This window comes from Chryseobacterium sp. 27AL, from assembly GCF_057815395.1.
Genome location: NZ_JBYRIW010000003.1, coordinates 217,343 through 240,965 on the forward strand (window position 1 = coordinate 217,343; position 23,623 = coordinate 240,965).

20 protein-coding genes, 1 tRNA gene and 1 pseudogene are annotated in these 23,623 nt (G+C 36.8%); 19 read left to right on the forward strand and 3 right to left on the reverse strand.

Annotated elements, in window-relative coordinates; all coding sequences use genetic code 11:
• The first annotated feature begins 11 nt into the window (after positions 1 to 11).
• The 5 genes and pseudogenes from AC3WV0_RS08455 to AC3WV0_RS08475 all read left to right on the forward strand — a co-directional run bounded on the left by AC3WV0_RS08455 (position 12) and on the right by AC3WV0_RS08475 (position 6,366).
• Positions 12 to 602: a hypothetical protein gene (locus tag AC3WV0_RS08455; protein WP_488845666.1), complete on the forward strand. Its 591-nt coding sequence runs from the start codon at positions 12 to 14 to the stop codon at positions 600 to 602.
• Between the two features lie 104 nt (positions 603 to 706).
• Positions 707 to 2,250 (forward strand): annotated as a pseudogene (locus AC3WV0_RS08460) (IS1182 family transposase).
• Between the two features lie 245 nt (positions 2,251 to 2,495).
• A complete protein-coding gene (locus AC3WV0_RS08465; protein WP_488845668.1) occupies positions 2,496 to 3,245 on the forward strand; it encodes a hypothetical protein in 750 nt (249 codons plus the stop codon).
• A 473-nt stretch (positions 3,246 to 3,718) separates the two neighbouring features.
• The gene (locus AC3WV0_RS08470) at positions 3,719 to 5,254 is read left to right on the forward strand and encodes a M20/M25/M40 family metallo-hydrolase (RefSeq protein WP_488845670.1); all 1,536 of its coding nucleotides are present in this window, start codon (positions 3,719 to 3,721) and stop codon (positions 5,252 to 5,254) included.
• A 416-nt stretch (positions 5,255 to 5,670) separates the two neighbouring features.
• On the forward strand, positions 5,671 to 6,366 hold the full coding sequence (locus tag AC3WV0_RS08475; RefSeq protein ID WP_488845671.1) for a hypothetical protein: 696 nt from the start codon (positions 5,671 to 5,673) through the stop codon (positions 6,364 to 6,366).
• A gap of 390 nt (positions 6,367 to 6,756) precedes the next feature.
• Here the strand turns inward: AC3WV0_RS08475 and AC3WV0_RS08480 are convergent.
• A tRNA-Ser gene (locus AC3WV0_RS08480) sits at positions 6,757 to 6,843 on the reverse strand.
• Positions 6,844 to 6,897: 54 nt separating this feature from the next.
• Positions 6,898 to 7,914, reverse strand: coding sequence for an asparaginase (locus AC3WV0_RS08485; RefSeq protein ID WP_488845673.1), 1,017 nt, complete (start codon positions 7,912 to 7,914; stop codon positions 6,898 to 6,900).
• Positions 7,915 to 7,994: 80 nt separating this feature from the next.
• Between AC3WV0_RS08485 and AC3WV0_RS08490 the strand changes: the two genes are divergently transcribed.
• On the forward strand, positions 7,995 to 8,675 hold the full coding sequence (locus AC3WV0_RS08490; protein WP_488845675.1) for a TrmH family RNA methyltransferase: 681 nt from the start codon (positions 7,995 to 7,997) through the stop codon (positions 8,673 to 8,675).
• 121 nt (positions 8,676 to 8,796) lie between these two features.
• Here AC3WV0_RS08490 and AC3WV0_RS08495 read toward each other — a convergent pair whose 3' ends face one another.
• Positions 8,797 to 8,967 carry a hypothetical protein gene (locus tag AC3WV0_RS08495; RefSeq protein ID WP_488845676.1) on the reverse strand — a complete coding sequence of 57 codons (171 nt, stop codon included), beginning with the start codon at positions 8,965 to 8,967 and terminating at the stop codon, positions 8,797 to 8,799.
• Between the two features lie 478 nt (positions 8,968 to 9,445).
• Here AC3WV0_RS08495 and AC3WV0_RS08500 point away from each other — a divergent pair, with 478 nt between their 5' ends.
• The 13 genes from AC3WV0_RS08500 (at position 9,446) to AC3WV0_RS08560 (ending at position 23,621) form a co-directional block, all read left to right on the forward strand.
• A complete protein-coding gene (locus AC3WV0_RS08500; RefSeq protein WP_488845678.1) occupies positions 9,446 to 11,242 on the forward strand; it encodes a T9SS type A sorting domain-containing protein in 1,797 nt (598 codons plus the stop codon).
• A 4-nt stretch (positions 11,243 to 11,246) separates the two neighbouring features.
• A complete protein-coding gene (locus tag AC3WV0_RS08505) occupies positions 11,247 to 14,192 on the forward strand; it encodes a hypothetical protein (RefSeq protein WP_488845680.1) in 2,946 nt (981 codons plus the stop codon).
• Positions 14,193 to 14,213: 21 nt separating this feature from the next.
• Positions 14,214 to 17,912 (forward strand): DUF6443 domain-containing protein, encoded by a 3,699-nt coding sequence (locus AC3WV0_RS08510; protein WP_488845682.1) that lies wholly within the window; start codon positions 14,214 to 14,216, stop codon positions 17,910 to 17,912.
• Positions 17,913 to 17,920: 8 nt separating this feature from the next.
• Positions 17,921 to 18,316: a hypothetical protein gene (locus AC3WV0_RS08515; RefSeq protein WP_488845684.1), complete on the forward strand. Its 396-nt coding sequence runs from the start codon at positions 17,921 to 17,923 to the stop codon at positions 18,314 to 18,316.
• Positions 18,317 to 18,362: 46 nt separating this feature from the next.
• Entirely contained in the window at positions 18,363 to 19,187 is an 825-nt protein-coding gene (locus tag AC3WV0_RS08520) for a hypothetical protein (RefSeq protein ID WP_488845686.1), read from the forward strand.
• Positions 19,188 to 19,190: 3 nt separating this feature from the next.
• Positions 19,191 to 19,601: a hypothetical protein gene (locus tag AC3WV0_RS08525; protein ID WP_488845688.1), complete on the forward strand. Its 411-nt coding sequence runs from the start codon at positions 19,191 to 19,193 to the stop codon at positions 19,599 to 19,601.
• Positions 19,602 to 19,797: 196 nt separating this feature from the next.
• Positions 19,798 to 20,610: a hypothetical protein gene (locus tag AC3WV0_RS08530; RefSeq protein ID WP_488845690.1), complete on the forward strand. Its 813-nt coding sequence runs from the start codon at positions 19,798 to 19,800 to the stop codon at positions 20,608 to 20,610.
• A gap of 1 nt (position 20,611) precedes the next feature.
• Entirely contained in the window at positions 20,612 to 21,007 is a 396-nt protein-coding gene (locus AC3WV0_RS08535; RefSeq protein WP_488845692.1) for a hypothetical protein, read from the forward strand.
• A gap of 73 nt (positions 21,008 to 21,080) precedes the next feature.
• Positions 21,081 to 21,725, forward strand: coding sequence for an RHS repeat-associated core domain-containing protein (locus tag AC3WV0_RS08540; protein ID WP_488845792.1), 645 nt, complete (start codon positions 21,081 to 21,083; stop codon positions 21,723 to 21,725).
• Positions 21,726 to 21,751: 26 nt separating this feature from the next.
• Positions 21,752 to 22,180: a hypothetical protein gene (locus tag AC3WV0_RS08545; RefSeq protein WP_488845694.1), complete on the forward strand. Its 429-nt coding sequence runs from the start codon at positions 21,752 to 21,754 to the stop codon at positions 22,178 to 22,180.
• 2 nt (positions 22,181 to 22,182) lie between these two features.
• Positions 22,183 to 22,650 carry a hypothetical protein gene (locus AC3WV0_RS08550; protein WP_488845696.1) on the forward strand — a complete coding sequence of 156 codons (468 nt, stop codon included), beginning with the start codon at positions 22,183 to 22,185 and terminating at the stop codon, positions 22,648 to 22,650.
• A gap of 3 nt (positions 22,651 to 22,653) precedes the next feature.
• On the forward strand, positions 22,654 to 23,151 hold the full coding sequence (locus AC3WV0_RS08555; protein WP_488845698.1) for a hypothetical protein: 498 nt from the start codon (positions 22,654 to 22,656) through the stop codon (positions 23,149 to 23,151).
• A complete protein-coding gene (locus tag AC3WV0_RS08560) occupies positions 23,148 to 23,621 on the forward strand; it encodes a hypothetical protein (protein ID WP_488845700.1) in 474 nt (157 codons plus the stop codon). Before AC3WV0_RS08555 ends, AC3WV0_RS08560 begins: the two co-directional genes overlap by 4 nt.
• Positions 23,622 to 23,623: the final 2 nt, after the last annotated feature.

A 23,623-nucleotide genomic window follows, 5' to 3' on the forward strand; every position in this document is an offset into this window, starting at 1 on the left:
ATAATAGAAAAATGAAAAAAAAATTGTTAATATTTCTTTTAGCCATTGTTTTATTTTTAACAATTTGTTTTGTCGTATTTTTTGGATACAAAACTTCAGTTTTAAGGGAATTAAGACAAAAGGATGACCATATTGAAGAAATGTGGGGTTTATTATATAAGAAAAGTTCGGATAGATTATTGATGATTGAAAACATTAAGAACCTTTCAGATTGTGATAAAATTTCAATTGACAGTATTATTGTTGAAAATAAAAGTAGAAGAAATCTAAATAAAATAGACGAATTATGGAATTTAGAATACGCTACCAATAAAGCTTATTTAACTTTAGAAAATTGTTTAAAAGAGCAATCGAGTAACAAAGCTCAAATTGATTCTTTGAATTCAAATGCAGAAAAGCTAAATAAGCTTGTTGATGAATATAATGCTAAGGTTCTAGATTTTAACAAATATTATTCAACATTTCCAAATTTTATATTTGGGAGCAAAGAAGGATTTAGAAGGGAAAAGTTTTTTTATCTGAAATATGGAGAAGATAATGAAGAATATTATAATCAGAAAAAGAAAACAGACAAATGGGTTGAAACCGGTAAATGGGAATAAAAATAAAAAGGAAGCCGTCTCACAACTGAGGCGGTTTTTTTATATTAAAAAAGTTGTAATATTTGTGAGAATTTTGTATATTTAATTGATAATCAGTAGTATATATGGGATTTGGACATTATAATCAAAATCAGCTGGTTTTGTTTCCGCACACTTTTGATGATTTGATTTCCAGGGATCATCCGGTCGAATCGTGAATAATGTGATTGATAAAGTAAATATCAGCACTTTAGTTAAGGCTTATCGTAAAGAAGGAAATCCCAGCTATCATCCTCTGATGATGCTTAAGGTGATGGTTTTTGCGTATATGGAAAATATTTATTCTTCCAGAAAAATAGAAAAAGCGATGCGTGAAAATGTACTCTTCATGTGGCTCTCTAATATGAATATTGCCGACCATAACACTATTGCAAGATTCAGAAGCCAGAAATTACAGTCTGCATTTAAAGATATATTTACACAAGTGGTTTTGCTTTTAGCAGAAGAAGGATTAATCACTTTAAAACAGGTTTATACAGACGGAACCAAGATAGAAGCGCAAGCAAATCGCTACACCTTTGTTTGGGGAAAATCCATCAAAACCAACAAACAAAAAATGCTAAAGCAGTTGGAAGAGCTCTGGAATTATGCACAGAGTGTAGCCTCTGATGAGGATAAAGATCCTGAGCCGCCAGAATTTAAGGAAATCAGCAAAGAAAAGATCCAGCAAACCGTTGAAAATATCAACCGAAAACTTTCTGGAAATACCAGTTCGGACAAAGGCAAAACCAAGGCAAAAGCAAAACTCAATTATATCAAAAACAATTTTGAAAAAAACCTTGAAAAATACGAACGACAAGAAGAAATCTTGAAAGAAAGAGGCTCTTACAGCAAAACGGATGAAGATGCAACGTTTATGAGAATGAAAGAGGATCATATGAAGAATGGGCAATTAAAGCCGGCTTATAACGCACAAATCTCTACTGAAAATCAATTTATTCTCAATTATACGCTTCATCAAAATCCCACGGATACCACGACTTTAGTTTCGCATTTAGAAGAATTTAAAAAAAATATTGGCGAAGAAAAATTCTCTGCAATAGAATCTCTGACCGCAGATGCGGGCTATGGGAGTGAAGAAAATTATCAATTGTTAGAAGAGCTTGAGATAGAAGCTTTCGTAAAGTACAATACCTTTGATAAAGAGCAGGACCTGCATTATCAAAACAAGCATAAAACCTTTAGCAAAGAGCATCTGCATTACAATCAGGAGCGGGATTTTTACGTTTGTCCGATGGGACAAAGAATGGAAAAAAGCTACGAAAGTACCACGAGCACAAAAAACGGTTTTAAACAAAAGCAATCCCATTACCGGGCAAAAAACTGTGAAGGTTGTCCACTGCGGGGTGTCTGTCATCAATCTAAAGATAATCGGGTGATAGAGCGCAATCATAACCTGGAGCGTCATAAAGAAATTGTCAAAAAACGCTTAAAAAGTGAAGAAGGCATAGAAAAGCGTAAAAAAAGATGTTACGATGTAGAACCTGTGTTTGCCCATCTCAAACATAATCATCATTTTAAGAGATTTATGCTAAAATCTCTCAAAAAAGTAGAAATTGAGTTCGGATTACATGCTTTAGCCCACAATTTAAGAAAGAGAGTGGCATAATAAGACATTTTCAAATATCGTAAAGAAAAATTTCCAAAATAATTTAAGTAGAACTATAATATGAAAAAATGAAGCCGACTCGTGAAATGAGACGGCTTCTTTTCAATTCCCATGAAAACAATTCTTTAAATTGAAATAAAAGATTAAATATTTTATATGAATCTGTAAATCAAACGATTAATTTTCGTTTTCCGTAAAATAATAAAATAAAAATATATATTTGTACAGTAACTTAAAACATAAATATGAAAAACACAAAAAGCTCTGTAAGCGAAACAGGACACTCCAAAAACATCGCTAACCTTCAGGATCTTATCTCTTTTTGTACAGCCTATGGCGACAAATACAATCCCGTAAAAGAAGAATTAAAAATCTCCAGTCTGGAAGCACTCTATGAAGATGCTCTGTTAAAATTAAACGAAGCACAAACTAAAAAAACGCTGTTTGACAATGCGACCAATCAGCGCGCCGAAGTCTTTAAAGAATTGAATCCGCTGGCAACAAAAGTGGTTAATGCATTGGCTGTCTCAGAAACAAATCCGCTAATGCTCAACAATGCTAAATCTTACAACAAAAAGCTGCAGGGGAGAACAAAAGTAAAACAGGAAACCGGGAAATCAGAAGAAGAAACCGAAAATCCAACAAGAACCATCTCGACTTCCCAACAAAGCTACGACAGCAAGATCAATCATTTCTCCAATTTAATTCAGGTGCTTGAGCAAAGCGCTGCCTACAATCCGAATGAAGAGGAATTAAAAACCACTGCTTTAAAGGATAAGTTGGCAGATATGAAAGGCAAGAACACTGCTCTTATTCATGCCAACACAGAATATTCTAATGCAAGGTTATCCAGAGATCAGGTATTATATAATAATCTTACAGGCCTTTGTCAGATTGCAAAGGAAGTAAAGCAGTATGTAAAATCAGTTTTCGGAGCCACAAGCCCCCAGTATAAACAGATCTCCGGCATCTTATTCACTAAGGTAAAATCATAAATCTAAAATTTAAAGATCCGCGAACCAATTCCTGTCATGAAAATAATTTTCAGACAGGAATTATTGTTTATGGCAACTTCAAAGTATATATGGTCAACTTCGAATTATATTTTTCAAACTTTGTGATCAAAACGAGCAACTTTAAGTATAATATGAGCAACTGCGATGAATATTCTTGTAACTGTAAGTGTGATGTGAACGACTTCGGTTATACTTTTCTTAACTTTAATTTAAATGTGAGCAACTTTGTTTATGATTTTAAGAACTGCGGTTAGTATTTTAGCAACTTCAGGTAAAATGTTTTGAACTTTGTTTTAAATGTAATCAACTTGAAGAATACCTTTTAGAATATTGTTCAGTAATTTGATAATTTAGAAGCTGAAATCAAAAGCTTGATAAGCTTTGTTCAAAACTATTAAACTACACAACAGAAAAGGTATTATATAATTAAAATAACCAAATCCGGAATTTCCATGAAAAAACTCATCTTCATCATAGTCGGCATTATTCTTCTCCTCATCATTATTATTTTAATCAAAACATTTACCTATCCCTTTAAAAAAATTAATGCCAATACTTCCAGCGGATGGAAAATGGTAAAAGACGATTCCGCTATTCAGAGATTATCAGGTGGACTGAAGATTCCGTCGGTTTCATCTGGTGAGTTGGGAGATTTTAATTACTCACCCTTCGATACCATTAAAGAATATCTGAAAGCTTCTTATCCACTCATTTATCAGAATACAGAATTTGTAGAAGTAAATACTTACGGCTTGGTATTCCGACTGAAAGGCAGCAATCCTTCCCTTAACCCCATCTTGTTCCTTTCCCACACCGATGTTGTTCCTCCCGGAGATGCTGAGGTGAAAGATAAAAGTGAAAATATTTTCAGACCTGATGATAAGCCTTTGCCTGCCGTATCAGAAGTCTCCGAAGAATGGGATTTCGGACCCTTCTCTGGCGCAGTAGCCAATGGAAGGATCTATGGAAGAGGTTCCATCGATATGAAAGGAATGCTCTTCTCCCTTCTGGAATCGATGAATAACTTAATTAAAACCAAACATAATCCTCAAAGAGATATCTACCTTGCCTTCGGATTTGATGAGGAAGTAGGCGGACAGCAAGGCGCTGTGAAAATAGCTGAGCACTTTAAAAATAAAAATATTGAGTTTGATGCAATATATGACGAAGGTGGTTTAATTCTTGAAAAGGGGAGTGTCAATGGAATCAACTCAGATGTCGCCGTGATCGGGTGTGCAGAAAAAGGTTTCCTTTCTGTTAAAATAAAAGTCAAAGGTCTCGGTGGACATTCCTCAATGCCTCCCACAGAAAGCGCCATCGGAAAAGCGGCGATCATCATGCAGCGTCTTGAAAAAGACCAGATGAAGCCGACCGTGACACCACTTATTAATCAGTTCTTCACCAACGTTGGCGGATCAATGTCTTTCGTCAACAGGATGGCCATCGCCAACCAATGGTTGTTGAAGCCCATCCTTCTTTCCCAGCTCATCAAAAATAATTCCACCAATGCGTTGGTACGTACCACGACCGTCCTCACCATGATGAAAGGCAGTGATGCTCCCAATGTCCTTTCTCCTGAAGTCGAATTTGTCGTTAATTTCAGGCTGCTTCCCGGGAATACCGTAAAAGACGTTAAACAGCATATTGCCGAAGCCACCAAAGGATTTGATGTCGAAATAGAGGAAATTGATACTGTTAAAGAAGCTTCTGCCGTTTCGCCAACCAATACACAGGGCTTCAGATTAATAGAATCTGCCATTAAAGAAATTCATCCATCGGCAGTTGCTACCCCTTACCTCACCGTTGGCGCAACAGATGCATACAAATATCAGATTGTGAGCAAAAACATCTATCGGTTCATGCCCATCAAAATAAATAACGCCGAAAAACAATCCATCCACAGCACCAACGAATATCTCAGCATCGAAAATTACATGAAAATGATCCACTACTTTGAATACATCATGAGAAACTATGATAAACAGTAGATGATGGGTAATAAGCAATGAGCAATAAGTAATGAGCAATAAGCAATAAGTAGTGAATGATAAATAATAAATAACACAGTTAGTATTAGCAACATGTCATCCTGAGCGTACAGCAGTCGAAGGATCTCAAACAATAACACACTCTAAAACTAACATAGAAAGCTGAGCATTAAGGAAAAATAATTTTATGAACATAAAGAAAATCCCACTGTTTGAGTGCGACAAAAGTATTTTCACGGCCTTTGCTGAGTGAAGCGCCTTTGCGAACGAAAATATCCTCAATCATTTAAAAGAAAAGCTTAGCGCTCCTTTGCGTTCAAAACAAACCACTTAAAAAAAAGTTTTTCAATAAAAAATAATACGTCAAGTTTTGACGCATTACCCAATTAGCTTTGTCATATCAAAACAATGAAGCTATGGAACTGCCATTATATTTAAGTTTTAATGAATTTGAAAATCACTATTACGACAACCTTGAAAAATGGTTTGAAGAATATCATAATACATCCGAAACGGATTACCTGAAAGCACTTGCAGCATTGTACAGCCCGTATCTGTATTATAATTTTGCGAATGACAGACTTCAGGCAGACGCTTCCATTCAGATCAAAGACTGCTTTTTTCCTTCTTATGACAAAATCGGACTTTCTTTCTGTACAGGTTGTGATAATAGTAAATCTCCGAAGACCTCTAAAAATATGAATCATGTGTTTGAATGGAAAACCATTACCATGATGGAATATGCCCAGCACATTTTAGACAAGATCAGCAGACATATTTCCGCAAACAAGGATAAAAAAGATAAAGATGTCATGAGTTTAATCAATAATTATGATGTCATTACTTCCAGAGAAGGTGCTGGATATTGCGTGAATTACAGCCAACATCAGTCGACGCTGCCCTTCCTGAAAGCCTATCTTCCTGTTTACGGGCAAACAGTTAATATGGCCGTTTACAGAGATTTTCTATTCTCAATCGTTCAGATCGCAGAATATATCGATCATAAATTAAAAGAAGTATACGCCTTCGACAGCACAATCTATTCAAAGCTGAAATCTGATGCTAAATTCAAAATACAGATGAACCATCAGTTCCTTACCATTTGCAATTGAACTAATACACCAACATCATATAGCTAAATTATAGTTTGAAAAGGGGTTGAGACTTTTCAAACGCAAGAGGCTGACCTAAATGTTTGGACAGCCTCTTTTTCGTCAACGAAAATGAACAAGTATTTTTTATGCTCCGGAGGAGCAATATCTGTGTAGCAAAAAAATAATACAATATCGTAAGCACGCCGTAGGTGTGCTATGTTAAGATAGACTTCCAAAAGGATTTCTGGTATTACGTCAAGCGGTATGCTATAAAACTATTACTAAAAACTGGAAAGTCTTAATAAAGAGACTATCCAAATTTTTTGGACAGCCTTTTTTATTGAATCATTACGATTATAATCTAGATAAATAAAAAAAAGCATTGAAATAATCAACGCTTTTTCTTTGCAGAGAGGAAGGGATTCGAACCCTCGATACAGTTACCCGTATACTACCTTTCCAGGGTAGCTCCTTCAACCACTCGGACACCTCTCTATTTGAGACTGCAAAAATAACGGAATTTATTGAATTTCCAAATTAATAATGAAATTAGTATGAAATTTCTCCGCAAAGGCTTCTGCTGAAATTATCCGCGAAATTCCCTTTGTAATTCGGGTTATCGATGAGGTGCATGGCTTTGGTAATAGCACTTTCAGCCGTCATATCTCTTCCGCTGATAGCACCTATTCTGGAAAAAATATTGCTGTTTTCATACTTTCCGAATGATATACCTCCTGAAATACACTGACTTACGACGACGATTTCTGTTCCGCTATTCCTGATTTGTTGAAGAGTTTCCACCGTTTTTTCACTGCTGAAAATAGTTCCCGATCCAAACACCTGAAGAATCAGAACTTTCATTGTTGAAATTTCTTTAAAATGGCTAAGATTCATTCCCGGAAAAATTCTCCAGAAAATAATATCTTCCGAAATATGATCATCAACATGGAAATCAATTTCAGGATCAGCACGGTGAAGATTCTCTTTTATAATATTTAAATGAACCCCGGATTGTCCAAGAATAGGATAATTCGGACTGGCATACGCATCAAAATACTCCGCAGAATATTTAAGGGTACGGTTTCCTCTCAATAATTTATATTCAAAATAAATCGCAACTTCCTGGATAACGGCTTCATCATTTTCATACAGGCTGGCATAATACAGGCTTGTCAGCAGATTTTCTTTGGCATCGGTACGAAGATCTCCGATCGGGAGCTGTGAACCCGTAAGGATAACCGGTTTTTTAAGTCCTTTCAACATAAAACTCAGTGCTGAAGCGGTATAAGACATGGTGTCTGTTCCGTGAAGTATCAGAAAACCATCATAATTATTGTAGTTTTTATGAATATAATGAGCAATGATTTTCCATTCCTCTGGACCCATATCAGAGGAATCCAATGGTTTTGAAAAAGGATGAACGAAAACTTCACATTCCATCAGCGTCATTTCAGGCATTTTTTCAAAGATATTTCCAAAATCAAATGCGCGCAGGCTTCCGGTTTCATAATCTTTCTCCATACCGATGGTTCCGCCGGTATAGATCAAAAGGACTTTTCGTTTCATATATGAATTTTATTAGAATTTCATACCTCTTTCAGGATGATTCCTCAAAATTACGTTAATTTGCAAAGATTTGAAAATGAATGGAAGATTTAGCAAAAACTTTTGAATATTTAAAACAGTTTTTAACGGAAGAAAGATTGAGAAAGATTGAATATTTTTCCCGTGAAAGCTCAGATTTTGTGCTGCCTGTGGTAGAAGATATTTATCAGTTCCGAAATGCAGCCGCCATTGTGCGTTCTGTAGAGGCGTGCGGTTTTCATAAAGTGGTTGCTTTACAGGAAGAATACAGTTTTGAGCCGAATCTTCGTGTTACAAAAGGTGCCGATACCTGGGTTGAAGTGGAAAAGCTTCCCAGAAATATGGAATCTTTTCAGAAAATTAAGGATAGAGGGTATAAAATATTGGCTGTTTCACTGGAGAATAATGCAACCATGCTTCCTGACTATCAAATTACTGAGCCTGTTGCCTTGGTTTTCGGAACCGAAATGGAAGGCGTCTCCCAGGAAATTCTTGATTTTGCGGATGAAACTCTGGCTATTCCGATGTATGGTTTTACCAGAAGTTTTAATGTTTCGGTTGCTGCGTCCATCTGTATGTACGAATTGAAACAAAAGCTTATAAAATCTGATCTCGATTATAAACTCAATGAAGAGAAGCTGCTGAAAATGAAAATTCGATGGGCTGTCAATTCCATACGAAGCGGGCAGGAGATCTTTGAGAAGTATCTGAAGGATCATCAGCTTTCTGAAATTTTTGAATAACTTTTTTCTTGTTTTTCTCTACAACTCTCTGAGATTCTCTTTCTATTGTGTTCCTTTTTCATTCTTATTGCGTTTTAAGATTACTAAACGAAGATAGAATGAAATTTCCCATTTTCAATCACTAATGAAAACTATGACGGGATTTGATGCGTTTTGACGGGATTTGACGTATTTTAAAGGTGCTTTCTTCGGGTCTTCTTCGGATCACCTTCGGGTCGGCTTCGGAAAAACGGTACTTTTTCCGAAGAGCTTCCGAAGAGCTTCCGAAGGATTGTCGAAGAAATATGATCATCTTTTGAAAATTTTTATAATTTTTTTCGTTGGTCTGTTTTTATTGAAATGGCTTTATGAGAGATTAATTTTTGTTAAAAGTCACTTGAATAAGAATAAAAATAATCTGCTGATGCTAAGCTGTAAATATTATTCACAAGGTCTTTTTTTTAAGCATTCTGTTGTTACTGTAAATTCTTTGTAATCTGTGATTTTGGTATCCTATTTTTTTATAATTTCGCTCATAAAGAATAATTTTTCAATCTGAAGAAAAATATTAACTTATATTTTAATGCGAATTTTTATTATCTGTAAGGATTAATTTATAGGTATTATTAAAAACAAGAATTTAAAAAATATTAAAACAAAACCATGATGACAACTATTCTATTCAGGCAATTTCTCTTGATTGTTCTACTTCTTAAGAATAAACAAATCCCTGTTTACTTAAAATAAATACCATAAACACAACAATAACATAATTATTTAAACACAAACGTATGAAAAGACTCTATTCCAGCGCATTGGCTTTATGCTCTATTCTGAGCGTTTCTGCCCAAGAAGTCATCTGGCAGAAAGACATTAAATCTTCCACGCAGGATTTTCTTTCTCAGATTACCACAACCATTGATCAGCAGTATCTGATAACCGGAAGCAGCATCCCTTCGAGAACCTCAGGGACCGCCCTTTCGAAAGCAGGAGGCACCCTTCCCTTCGGCTCCGCTCAGGGTAAACTGGCTCAGTGGCCGGGGCAATCTCAGGAAAAACAGAACAACGGTTACGATTTCCATTTGGTTAAATTAAATCAGCAAGGTGAAGAGGTCTGGGAGAAATATTTCTCTGGACAGAACCATGATTTTCTTTCTGCAACCGTAAATACTCAGGAAGGTGGGTTTCTCCTGGCGGGCACGAGTTTCAGTGGGAAAGGTCTGGATAAAAAAGAAGACTCCAAAGGCGGATCTGATATCTGGCTGATCCGGATCAATGAATATGGTGATGAGCTGTGGCAGAAAACCATTGGCGGCGTTTCGGATGAAGAAGCCAGAGCAGTGATTCAGACTACCGATATGGGATTTTTTGTGGCGGGGAATACTGCCTTCGGCTCTCTTCCCTTCGACTCCGCTCAGGGAACGGCACAAGGTTCCCTTCGAGAGCCTCAGGGAACGTCTGGGACGCAGGGAACGAGAGGTTACGGGTCAAAGGATGTTTTGGTGGTACGACTGGATAAAAACGGAAAGGAGTTATCACAACTGGTTTTGGGTGGAAATGGATTGGATGAGGTGGAGAAAATGATTCCAACGAAAGATGGTGGTGCCTTATTGGGTGTGTATTCAAGAAGCAGTGCGGTAACGATAAATGATAAGCAATCAATGATGAATGATGGTTCTCAGAACACAAATTCTAATTCAGGAATCAATCATCAATTATCAATTATCAATCATGCTAAAGCTACCGGCAATTTCGGTGAGGGGGATTATTGGATTATTAAGCTAAATAAAGATGGAAAGGTAGAATGGGAAAAGAATTTCGGAGGAAAAGGAGATGATCATTTAAGAACGTTGGCGTTGACTTCTACCGGATACTTAATCGGAGGAGAATCAAGATCAGAGAGATCAGGAAATAAAACCGTCGGCATTGAAGAAGGAACGGATCTTTGGTTGATTTCACTCGATGAAAGAGGCGAAGAAATCTGGCAGAAGTCGTACAATTTTAAAAACCGGGATGTGCTGATGGGAATGAGTGTGATCAACGGGAAGTCTAAAGGCATTTTGCTGGGCGGTTACACGCAGGCGGAAGGAAGAATAGAAAGTGACGATGAGACATTCTGGATGCTGTACCTGGATCAGAATGGAAATGAGCAGTGGAGAAAGCATGTGAAGGGAGAATCAAAGAAAAAGGAGGAAAGGCTTTCGGATATTAAACTTAACAGGGATGGTTCAATTGTGTTGGCAGGAACGAGTGCTGAAGAATTAGGAAAAGAGAACTGGAAGATTGTGAAGCTGGGTGATAAACAGATCGATCAGCTGATCGAGAAGCAGGATATTAAGATTTATCCGAATCCGGTGAGTTATTATGCGTATGTAGAGATCGGAACCTCTTCTCCAAGCTCAGAGGTCTCCATAGAGTTTGAAGCGGAGATTGCCGTGTATGATATGGGCGGAAGGCAGCTGCAAAGTCTGAAAACGAAGAATAAAGTCACCAAAATTAATACGCTAAACTTGATTCAAGGGGCGTATCTGGTCACTGTAAAAACTAATGATAATAAAACAGCAAATGCTAAACTGATTAAGAAATAAACGAATGAAGAAAAATATAATAACAGCAGTAATGTTGCTTTCCTTATGTAACATCATATCCGCACAAACTATTCATGGGATCAATTTTGGAGAACAGCCCAAACCAGTACCATCGGTCTCTTCTCTATCTACTTATATAGATACTCCTTCTTCTCTAGCAACCGGAATCCCTGAAATTGGTTTTCCTTTGGCAGACATTCCGACTTATGATAATAATATAAAAATAAGTCTTGGATTAAGCTATCATGCTGGAAATACCGGAAGATATGAAGCCGCAAGCGATGTAGGAGCAGGATGGACACTCGTTACAGGCGGAGTGATTTCCAGACAGATTTCATCATGGGTGGACGAATGGTTTGATGATACCTCAAAACCGGACTATCAGAAAAATACATTTGATGATTTCTATTACTATAACTTTCAGGGAGGTTCCGGAAAATTTCGATTTGTAAGGGATGTTACCAACAATACTTTTAGTATAGAAAAATTTACCCCTGATAATATCAAAATAGAATATACACGCGAAAACAATGCAGCAACCCTTATTCCTGCATCTTTTACTTTAACCGACGGAAGAGGTTACAGATATATTTTTAATGATTATAGTGTTTCAACCAGAGAATATGGTTCGATCGATCAATTCTCAAAAGAATATAAATCTGCCTTTTTCCTATCAAAGATTATTAATCCGTCAGGTCTTGAATTGGTTAATTTTACCTATCAGAAAGATCCAAGATATGCGCCTAATAATTCAAGATTACTGTATAAAAGTTGTAAGCTAAAAACAATAAATGCCATTGGATGCGGCTCTGTACAGCTGGATTACAGCTACAGCAATCTGGAAGAACTTATGAATGATCCTTACAGTCTCAGCAGAATCATTATACAGAACACTCAAAACAGACAAATCGCAAAATATATATTTACTTACGGCTCTACAGATTTTCATTATCCCGGAGAAATACAGAATAAGAGAATCTTATCATACATAGCAAAATATGAAGGCACTAGTACTAAGGCGGAAGTTACAAACTTTGAGTATGATATAACAGGATCTGATACAGAATATGCACCCTCGTCCGAGCCATTCGGAGATTATCTTTGTAGCCACGACTACGATCCGGCGCATCCTCCTGTTGTGATAAATCCGAAAATGAAAAGCAGAGGGGTTTTGAAGGCAGTTCATCTGCCCACCGGAGGTTTTACAGAATACAGCTACGAGGCAAACCAGCATTACGTCAACAAAAACACACCGGATTATTTGTCGGGACTTAATTCTCTTTCAGGCGATATTGCAGATCCTGAAATACAGTACCTTAAAAACATCAAACATATTCATTTTGACAGCTATCAGACACGAGATTATACTTTTCAGGTAACCGGAACTCCCGGAGTACCGAAGAAAGTATATTTCCAAGGGGCTATTACCGGGCCCTCACCCACCAATCCCCATCATGGTTCTTCAGGAGATCCTATATTAGCAGATCCTCCCAATTTTAATTTCTATACCATCAGTTCTACTCAGAATGCATTTGTTGGCTATCTTACAAGCTGTTTGCTAGGCACAAAATACGTCACTCTATACCCTGGTGCTTATATGCTTCGTATTAATACAGACGCAGGCTTCGTAGAAGGCGATATGGATATTTATGCTGTAGAAAACATCTCGCCACCATATAAGAATGCAAGCAGCATGGAGAATATGGGGGTAAGGATAAAAAGCATTACTACGTATGAAAAAAAATACGGCGGAGCTGTTCAAAGCAAAACAATATATGAGTATAATGATTTTGGGAATTCTCAAAACTCCAGCGGGCAGTTTATGCTAAAAGAGTATGTTGAGGATGGAGCATTAGCGGATGACAGCCCGGAGCAAGTTCTCTATAAGAATGTAAAGGTAACGCAAATAGGCAAAGGGTACACTAAATATTATTTTAAAGCTCCGCAGGATTTTATTTCCGCAGGATCTGCAGTCCAAAACATCCCTTATTATAATCTTACTAAAGCAGGGGTATTGGATAAGATGGAAACTTATGACCTGCAGAATAATCTCGTGAATGCAAAATTATTTGAGAATGAATATGAAACGCTAACATCAGCTCCTGAATATACCTTGTCTGAAAATAATGGATATGGTATTTCCAGTACTTACACTTCAAAACCGGCATGGCTGAAGTATGATAAATTAACCGACAGGCTATATAATACCACCACCCAAACTTATATTGAAACCAAAACGGAAAATACCTATAGTTCTCTTAATTATGCGCCTTTGTCATCTAAAACTACATCATCGGGAGGAAACATCACCGAGCAGTTTACAAAATACGCCCATGATAAAGGAAATCTAGGTTTAATTAATGCCAATATAGTAAGTATCCCTTTGGAGACGGAAAATAAGATCAACGGAAAAGCGATGGGAAAAACGGAGACTAAATATGATGTTACCAACCAGTTCCTGCCGTCTTCGCAGATCCTTACCAATCCCATCAACGGATCGGTAAAAACAGCTGTACGATATGACAGCTATGACTCCAAAGGAAATCTGCAACAGTTTACAGCTAATATCGATACATCTGGTAAAGGGTTTTCTACCACTGTGATCTGGGGCTATAACCAGACTCTGCCGATCGCCAGGATTGAAGGGGCGAGAATTTCGGATGTTGGCTCTCTTGCAGCGGATATCATATCCAAGTCTGATACAGATATAGATGCCACATCAGAAAATACGCTCATCAGTGCTCTGGATACTTTTAGGAGTAATCCCGCTCTTAGAGATTTCCGAATCACGACTTATACATACGATCCTATGGTGGGTGTAACCTCCGTCACCTCTCCGTCGGGAATCCGGGAATATTACAAATATGATGAAAGTAATCGCCTGAAAGCCATTCATGATGCTGCCGGAAAAATCTTACGCGAAACAAAGTATAACATACAAACACCATAATGATTTAAAAAAAATAAAAAAATGCAAACAGACAGAAAATTTAGATATATAACACTCTTTATCCTTTCTTTTTGTGGTGGAAAGGCTTTGTCTCAAACTCTCCCCAGTACTATAGAGAATTATGTATATACCAAAACTTATCTTTCAGATCCTACGCTTCCCACCCCCAAGGTTGCTGAAACCGTGCAGTATCTTGACGGATTAGGACGCCCCAAACAGACCATAGCAGTAAAAGCTTCGCCTCAGGGTAAAGATGTGGTGCAGTATTTTGAATATGATGCGCTGGGCAGACAGGTAAAGACTTTTCTTCCTATTCCTCAAAACGGAACGCAAAACGGAGCGGTCTATACCTCTCCACTCTCTAATGCTTCTACTCATTACGGAGCGGAAAAAATATATTCTGAAAAAATTATAGAAAACTCTCCGCTTCAGAGGGTCAAACAGAGTTATGGAACGGGCAATGACTGGAATGGTAAACCGGTAACTTTTGCATATGAAACCAATACTGATAGTGATGCCGTAAAAAAATATACTGTAACCACTACATGGATTGAGAACAGGACAAGTGATGCTATTACTCCATCTGGAAACCATCCCGCAAACACTCTTACTAAAAACACGGTAACCGATGAAGATGGAAATACAACGGTTGAATTTACAAATACGCTGGGGCAAATAATCCTGACCCGAAAATATAACGGATCCCAAAATGTAGACACTTATTACATATATAACGAATTTGGACAGCAGGTACTTATTGTCCCGCCCCTTGCTTCACTTTCTCAAACCTTATCTTCCTCTACGCTGGATGCCCTCTGCTACCAGTACCGCTATGATGCCTGGGGGAAATTGGTGGAAAAAAAGCTTCCCGGAAAAGGGTGGGAATATTTTGTATACGATCAGCAGGATCGGCTGATCATGACCCAGGATACCAATATGAAAAACGGAGCCATTAACTGGGGAAGCAACCTATGGCTTTTCACGAAATATGATAAATTCGGAAGGATAGCTTATACGGGCATTACTACAGGTGGCGACAGGAATTCTGTGCAGCAGGCAGTTTACGCAAACACCTCTAACACTCAGAATAATGAAAACAGAAGCACTAATTTCCTTACTTATAGCAATACGGAATTATATTATACAAATACGGCTTATCCTACTAATATTATTCATATTCTCTCTGTCAATTATTATGATACCTATCCTCCGGAAAGCCCCACATTGCCTTCTCAGATTCTAGAACAGGCTGTAATGGCTCAGAATTCCAATATCACTACTAAAAATCTGCCTACTGCTTCCTACATCAAAAATATAGAAAACGATGAATGGACTAGAAATTATATTTGGTATGATACCCAAGGCAGAGTAATAGGAACCCACAGCATCAACCATTTGGGTGGATATACCAAGACAGAAATCTTACTAGACTTCACCGGTGTACCACAAAAAACCAATACCTATCATTCCAGAGAGGGCGCTGAAGAAGTTCAGATAAAACAGCGCTTTGTTTATAATGCCCGGAATATGCTTTTGAAGCACTATCACCAGGTAGATGATAATCCTGAAGAGTTATTGGCTCAAAACAGCTATGACGAAAAAGGGCAGCTCATCAATAAAAAAGTTGGAAATGATCTTCAGAGCATTGATTATGCCTACAACATCCGGGGCTGGATGACTGGCATCAACCTGGAGGCAACAGCATCCATGGATAATAAGCTTTTCGGCTACGATATCCGTTACCAGAATCCCACAAACGCTGAGGTGTCTCCCAAAAGGTATAATGGAAACATCTCTGAAGTAAGCTGGAAGACCGCTTCAAACGGAATACTAAAGAGATATGCCTACCAATATGATGCGCTGAACCGTCTTACAAAAGGGATCTTTTTAAATCCTGATAATGCCGAACCTGAAAACAAATGGAATAATGAAACCGTAAATTATGATATCAATGGGAATATTACGCGTCTCAAAAGGAATGCCAGGAGTCTGTACAGTGGCACCGCAGAAGTGATAGATGATCTGAATTACGAATATTCGGGGAACCGGTTGAACCGTGTTATCGACGAGAGTGGTAACCCTACAGGCTATGAGGGAGGTGGCAATCCTATAGAATATGATGCCAACGGGAATATGAAAACCATGCCGGACAAGAAAATTCATAATATCGGATACAATTATCTTAACCTTCCCAATGCGTTTAGAATAGAAGAAAATAAAAAACAGATGATCTACCTTTACCGTGCCGATGGAACTAAGCTGAGAAAGACATTTAACTTCCTGAAAAAGGACGGCTCGGTATATACTACCATTACAGATTACCTGGACGGATTCCAGTACCTGAGCACAGCAGGAAACAAACCCAATGAGCTTGATCCTATAGAATACGCCTACGAACAGGAATCTTTCATTAAGTATACGGCACCCGATAATCCTGCTCCTAAGCTGAGCTTTTTTCCTACTGCTGAAGGGTTTTATGATTATGAAAAAAAGGAGTACATTTATCAGTATAAAGACCATTTAGGAAACGTACGGGTAAGCTATAAAAAAGGAGACAGCGGCATTGAGATTACCGACCAGAATGATTATTATCCTTTTGGGATGAATATCCCAAGGGAAGAGAAAGCGGTCTTTGGCACAAACAGCCTGTATAACTTTAAGTATAATGGAAAGGAACTTCAGGAAACCGGGTTTTATGATTACGGATGGCGAAACTATATGAGCGATATCGGAAGATGGTTTGGGATGGATCAGCTTTCTGAGGCATATTCTTCTTTCTCGCCGTATGCGTATGTAGGCAATAATCCCGTGATGAGAACAGATCCCGATGGAAGAAAATGGGCAGGCAACGATATGCAGGCGTTGGAAACTGAGTACAGAACCTGGAGAAACAGCGGTGGCGGCGGTGGGTTTGCGAGTTATTTTGCAGGCGGAGGAAGTGGTTTTTCTGCAGAAATGAATTCTTACTTTGGAACAGGAAATGCCACAATGAATTTTTATCAGGCAATGTCGGCTCCTTCTTTTGCATCGAATACCATAAAATGGTGGTCGGGATCTGTTACCCAAACACACTACAGAATTGGAGACGAGATCCATACAGATGCAGACTTTGGAATACTGCATTCTCTGACGTATTCTAGTGAAAACATGGATTGGATTAAATTGATAGGAAGCTATAATTATGATTCCGAAATGCATAAAACTTCTCAAACACTTAGAACATGGTCGGGTTATGCTTTTTCTGCAAATAAGTTTGTTTTCCAGCCTGCTGCGGAAAGAGCGGTATTATATGGAGCAGGTGAAGCTTATTCTACTACTAATTTGGTTTTTGAAAAAGCGCTACCAAAGATATTAGGATCCAGAAAAATATATGTTCCAATAATGGAAGTGAGTGTTAAAAATGCGCAGAGATTAGCGGTAGGGACTAGAGTTGCGGGGGCGGCATTAGGTATAGCAGGAATAGCTTTAGCAGGAAATGATATTAAAAATAATGGAGTAACTACATCTAACTCATTAGACCTTGTAATGTCGGTATTGGCTGTCTCACCAACAGGCTGGGGACAAGCTATTGCTGGAACCTATTTTCTAGCCAATGGTATTACAACATTAGTAACAGGAAAAGATATTGGCCAACATATTGAAGGGGCAGTAAATCAATACTACAACGATGGTGTGAGAGCAGAAGAGCAAAGAAAATTTAATGCGGCCATGGGCTATTAAAATTATATATGATATTTATTGATTACTTATATTACCAAATAGTTAATTTTTATAAACATTTCAATAAAGATGGAGCCGAAAAAGGATATGGAATTGTAATGACTCTTGGTTTGCCATTTTTGAATTTAGTGTTTATATTAATGATTTTAGATCATTTTTGTGGTACAAAGACTTTACCATCAAATAAATATTTTGTATTAGCATATGCTTTACCCTTTATTTTATTGATGGGATTAAGATATTGGAAATTTACTTCTTACGAAGAGATTAAAGAAAGGGTACAAAATTTAAGTAAAACGACAAAAATGATAGCTGATATTCTATTAATTATTTATGCTACTATCTCGTTGTTAGGGTTTATTTTTTTTAGTCTTTATTTAGGATCATTAAAAAATACTTTTTAATTATAAAACCTTATGAGAAACGACCAGAAAATGGGCAGGCAACGATTTGAGAGAATTAGAAGCAGAGCATAGAGCCTGGAGAAGCAACGGTGGCGGCGGTGGGTTTGCGAGTTATTTTGCCAGTGGAGGAAGAGGGTTTAGTAATGAAATGAATTCTTATTTTGGAACAGGAAATGCCACAATGAATTTTTATCAGGCAATGTCGGCTCCTTCTTTTGCATCGAATACCATAAAATGGTGGTCAGGATCAATTACCCAAACACACTACAGAGTTGGCGACGAGATCCATACAGATGCAGACTTTGGAATACTGCATTCTCTGACGTATTCTATTGAGAATACGGTGGGGATCTCAGCATGGCAGGATTTTACGAAAAACTGGTATTCTAATGCAGGAAAAATAAATTGGTTCATTGGAGCTGCTGGAACTGGAATTGATACATTTGTGAATAGATTTTACATAGGAACAGCAAGACCTAATGCACCTGTAAATTTTTTAGGATCGAAATTTTACGGTAACGGGAGAACTTTTATTAAGGGCTCACATGTAGCGGGTGTAATTGGAAGGTTTTCTTTTGGTTTAGCTGTATTTTTAGACTATAATGCCTATAAACAAGGAAAAATTTCAGGAGAAAAATTTATTTTTAATACTGCAATGGGAGCTTATGGTTTAACTCCTGTGGGTGCAATACCGGCGATGATGTACTTCGGTGTAGATGCTTTTTATCCAGGTGGATGGGCAGGTGATGCAGAGCATCCTGGAGCAATAAAAGATACAGAAAGAAGACAGGCAGAATTTGACCGTATTATCAATGCTAATCCAGAAATGCCTAGACAATATATTTTCCCTTATGGATCACAAAAATTTTAAATTATGAAAAAAGCGTATTATTATTTTTTCTATAAATTATATAAAATAATGTTATGGACATCATCACCTTTTGAAAATTTCTTCAGTAAGTTCAGAGCAAGCTTGGCACTTATAGCTCTTGAACTTTGGATTATTTTCACAATTCAAAATTGCTATGAAATACTTAACGGAAGTGGTTCAGAATCAAACTCAAATTTATTATATATAATGGGTTTAGCTATTATAATCTCAAATTATATATCATTAGATTATTATGACAGTGTTTGGAAAAGATATAAAAAAGAATTTGATGAATTGCCTAAAAGAAAAAATATAATTGGTGGAATTATTGTATGGATAATAATATTATTTATAACGGCAAGTTTTTTCTTTTCCACATTCTATTTACATAAAATTAATTTTGGGACATATTAATAGAAATTAGGATGGCTCCCTCTATTAACCCTATGAAAAACAGAGGGCTTTGAGAAACAACCAAGCTTCTGAAAAGAAGACAGTTACAAAAGTTAAAATAATGTAAGAGATTCTATATCAAAGCATTCGAAAATTCGAATGCTTTGGTGCAGAATTCAAATGACCCGACGGAAGAAAGATTGTTTATAACGAGAATATGAAGGAGATGGAAGATGTGCTGAGGAGCTTAAAAAGCGATAGCCAAAGTGGAGGCGGTGGCGGTTTTGCCTCTTACTTCGCAGGCGGAAGAAGTGGCTTTAGCAGCGATATGAATTCTTATTTTGGAACAGGAAATGCCAAAATGAATTTTTATCAGGCAATGTCGGCTCCTTCTTTTGCATCGAATACCATAAAATGGTGGTCGGGATCTATTACCCAAACACACTACAGAATTGGAGACGAGATCTATACAGATTCAGACTTTGGAGTGCTGCATTCTCTGACGTATTCTAGTGAGAATATAGATGACATTGGATCTGGTTATTGGGGATTACTAAATAACGCAAGTACTTTCCAATCTTACGCAACAAATGGAATTGGAATTACCTTAGGAACTACCGCCCAAGTATCTAATGACCTTGTAAAAGCAGGAAAGATGATAAAAGCACCTAATATTTTCCAGACTTATAATTTATACAGGAGCAATGGTTATTTGAATGGTAATAAATATATATCGGGAACGAAATTTTTAAAAAATGTAAAAGCCATTAATGCATTAAATAATTCTAAAGTAGTAAAAGGAGTTGCCTATGCGGGATTGTTAATTTCATTTGAACAATTTAGAGTATCGCATCACCCTGGTTATATAACTAGAGGTATTGCTAGCTTTGCATCTGGTTTTATTCCCTATGTTGGACCCGGAGTTTCTTTAGGAATTGATAATACCAATGTAAATTATTGGAATATATGGACTTGGGGAGCGATGTATAGAGGAAGTAACCATTATGATTATTTAAACCCTGAAGAGTAATATGAAAAATTTAATTTATAAGCTTAAAAATGCTTACCTCTACGCTTATTACGAATGTTATCTTCAAACACATATTTATTATAAAGAACATAAGAATAAAAACTTTTATTCAGGTATGACTCTTGGAGGAGTTCTAGGATTTTTGGCAATCTTCCCGGCTGTAATTTTCTTTGGAAATAAATTTGAAATTGGAAAATGGATGTATGTTATATTGATAGCAATTGCTTATAGTCATTTATATTTTGATTCTTGGTTAATAGGCGATGATGACTTAACGGATAAAATAAATGCTTTTTATGCAAATAAAGACATAGTAAAAGAGTCAAGAAGGATTGTATTAATTTTTGTATTCCTATGTATTTTATTTTGGGTTTTTGCAATAAAATATGATTATTAAAAATATTAGAGCATGATTAAGAGTAACTTCGAATTAGAAATTAGTAATACAAAAAGGAGACAGCGGAATTGAGATTACCGACCAGAATGATTATTACCCTTTTGGGATGAATATCCCAAGGGAAGAGAAAGCGGTCTTTGGGACAAACAGCCTGTATAACTTTAAGTATAATGGAAAGGAACTTCAGGAAACCGGTTTTTATGATTACGGATGGCGAAACTATATGAGCGATATCGGAAGATGGTTTGGGATGGATCAGCTCTCGGAAAATTACGCTTCTTTCTCGCCCTATGCTTATGTGGGCAACAACCCCATCATGAGAACAGATCCCGACGGAAGAAAATGGGCAGGCAACGATTTGAGAGAATTAGAAGCGGAGCATAGAGCCTGGAGAAACAGTGGCGGCGGCGGTGGTCTTGCCAGTTATTTTGCCAGTGGAGGAAGAGGTTTTAGTAATGAAATGAATTCTTATTTTGGAAACACTGGCTCAGGTTGGGGCACTGGAAGCAGTTTTGGAAAGTCTTCGGGAACGCTCTCTGTGGGTGCACTTTCTGGTGTAAAAGATGTAAACATAAAAGGTGATTTGGCAAAGGCTTATGTAGCACAGTTGCAGGCTGCTGCAGGCAGCAGTATTACCCTGCATTATGATGAAGAAACAGGAAATCTTACCTATACCAAAAATGTAAGCGGCCGCTTACCGGAGCTACCGCAAGAATAGTTGCCGCCATAGACGAACATTCTGTGATGGTAAAAGTTTTAGCAAATAATACCTTTAAAACTTCTACCGGAGATGTTTTTAAAGGAGGTGCATTTATGGGTAACAAAGTAACAGGAAATACCGCAGAAGCCTACCAGGAAGTAAACCCGGAGGTTTTGGCAAAACTGTCTGCTGCTAATGGCAAAAACGGAGACGATGCCGTGCATGAGCTGGATGAAGCCTTGAGAGGAGCTTTACTATCAATAAGTGCAGGAGTATCTTCACCCAAATCAGGAGATCCAGGTTCTGTTTATCTTCAATCACATGATAAAGCTTGGCCTCAATCAGGTGCAATAAATGAATATGTTATGGACAGAAACGGTCTTATTGTTCCCAGTAATTGGCTAAATCATCCTACAGATGCCGTTAAGGTTTACTATATCTCAAACGGAAAAACAATATTGACAATAGAATAATCATGAAAAATATATTTTTCTGCATACTAATAGTATGCCTAGTATTAAGTTGCAAAACACATAAAAATGTAATTATAGCAGATAGAGAATCAGTTAATCCATATTTAGTAGAAAAGATAGATTCTGTAAACAATTATTATCTTGTGTATGTTTCTTATGAAAAAGAATATTATAAAGTAGTTTCCGAGAAATCGGCATGCAGTTATAATATTATAAAAGCAGGTGAAAGATATCCATCTTTTATATTTCAGTCATTAATTAGTGAAACAGATTACAAATCAATAATTAACTCTCCCCATATAGATCTTGTTCCAAGATGTCTGAAATTAAATGATTCCACTGAAGTATGTAAGGAAGCCGTAGACGATCCTTCGGGTGATGTAATGAAAACCAAAGTGTATGGTTTGTATAAAACTTCAAATTTAAACGGTTTGTGTTACATAGATCTTATGCCTAGACTTAATAAATAAAAGATGACGCTGAAAATACTTAAATTATTATCATTAAGTGCATTTGTACTCCTGCTCTTTTCCTGCAAAACATGGAAATTAGCAGGAAAAACAGCTTGGGACGAATATTATAAAGTAACCAGTATAGATTCTGTTAACAATTACTATATTATCTATATAAAAGGAGGAGACACAAAATACAAGATTGTTTCGAAAAAAGATAAAACGTCTGGTTGTAATAAAATAGAGGTTGGAAAAGGCTATCCAGAGTTTGTTTTGGAAAAATTAATACTTAAAGAAAATTATATTCCAAGGAACTATATATTTAAAGTTTCGGATCCATTAAGATTCGTTCCAGACTGCATTAAAATGGATGATGAAAAGACAGAGATTTGTAGGGATGTGGGATTGGACAATATATACAAAACCAAAAACCTAAAAGGATTGTGTTATGAAAAATTACCAGAAGAAAAACAAAGCAAATTTTTCCTGCCTCCTTTGAAAATACAGGAACGACCATGAAACATATTTTTTTCAGCCTATTAATATTATACTTCTTGTTAAGTTGCAAAACATATAAAAATGTAATTATAGCAGATAGAGAATCAGTTAATCCATATTTAGTAGAAAAAATAGATTCTATAAACAATTATTATCTTGTGTATGTTTCTTATGAGAAAAAATACTATAAAGTAATTTCTGAGAAATCACCGTGCAATTTTAACATCATACAAGCGAGTAAAAGGTATTCTTCTTTTATGTTTCAGCCGTTAATTGATGAAGAAGAATATAAGAGAAGAGCAAAAGCTTTTAATGACCTCACTTATTTAACTCCAAGCTGTATAAATTTAGACAATTCTACTAAAGTTTGTAAGGAGGTTATTCATGATCCATCTGGTAATGTTACTAAAACCAAAGTGTATGGTTTGTATAAAACTTCAAATTTAAACGGTTTGTGTTACATAGATCTTATGCCTAGACTTAATAAATAAAA

Coding starts and splice junctions, on each gene's coding strand:
- AC3WV0_RS08490 (WP_488845675.1), top strand. CDS start 7,995: ATGGAAGATTTAGCAAAAACTTTTGAATATTTAAAACAGTTTTTAACG.
- AC3WV0_RS08455 (WP_488845666.1), top strand. CDS start 12: ATGAAAAAAAAATTGTTAATATTTCTTTTAGCCATTGTTTTATTTTTA.
- AC3WV0_RS08500 (WP_488845678.1), top strand. CDS start 9,446: ATGAAAAGACTCTATTCCAGCGCATTGGCTTTATGCTCTATTCTGAGC.
- AC3WV0_RS08530 (WP_488845690.1), top strand. CDS start 19,798: ATGAAGGAGATGGAAGATGTGCTGAGGAGCTTAAAAAGCGATAGCCAA.
- AC3WV0_RS08545 (WP_488845694.1), top strand. CDS start 21,752: ATGGTAAAAGTTTTAGCAAATAATACCTTTAAAACTTCTACCGGAGAT.
- AC3WV0_RS08560 (WP_488845700.1), top strand. CDS start 23,148: ATGAAACATATTTTTTTCAGCCTATTAATATTATACTTCTTGTTAAGT.
- AC3WV0_RS08510 (WP_488845682.1), top strand. CDS start 14,214: ATGCAAACAGACAGAAAATTTAGATATATAACACTCTTTATCCTTTCT.
- AC3WV0_RS08505 (WP_488845680.1), top strand. CDS start 11,247: ATGAAGAAAAATATAATAACAGCAGTAATGTTGCTTTCCTTATGTAAC.
- AC3WV0_RS08515 (WP_488845684.1), top strand. CDS start 17,921: ATGATATTTATTGATTACTTATATTACCAAATAGTTAATTTTTATAAA.
- AC3WV0_RS08555 (WP_488845698.1), top strand. CDS start 22,654: ATGACGCTGAAAATACTTAAATTATTATCATTAAGTGCATTTGTACTC.
- AC3WV0_RS08495 (WP_488845676.1), bottom strand. CDS start 8,967: ATGATCATATTTCTTCGACAATCCTTCGGAAGCTCTTCGGAAGCTCTT.
- AC3WV0_RS08465 (WP_488845668.1), top strand. CDS start 2,496: ATGAAAAACACAAAAAGCTCTGTAAGCGAAACAGGACACTCCAAAAAC.
- AC3WV0_RS08470 (WP_488845670.1), top strand. CDS start 3,719: ATGAAAAAACTCATCTTCATCATAGTCGGCATTATTCTTCTCCTCATC.
- AC3WV0_RS08550 (WP_488845696.1), top strand. CDS start 22,183: ATGAAAAATATATTTTTCTGCATACTAATAGTATGCCTAGTATTAAGT.
- AC3WV0_RS08475 (WP_488845671.1), top strand. CDS start 5,671: ATGGAACTGCCATTATATTTAAGTTTTAATGAATTTGAAAATCACTAT.
- AC3WV0_RS08535 (WP_488845692.1), top strand. CDS start 20,612: ATGAAAAATTTAATTTATAAGCTTAAAAATGCTTACCTCTACGCTTAT.
- AC3WV0_RS08525 (WP_488845688.1), top strand. CDS start 19,191: ATGAAAAAAGCGTATTATTATTTTTTCTATAAATTATATAAAATAATG.
- AC3WV0_RS08485 (WP_488845673.1), bottom strand. CDS start 7,914: ATGAAACGAAAAGTCCTTTTGATCTATACCGGCGGAACCATCGGTATG.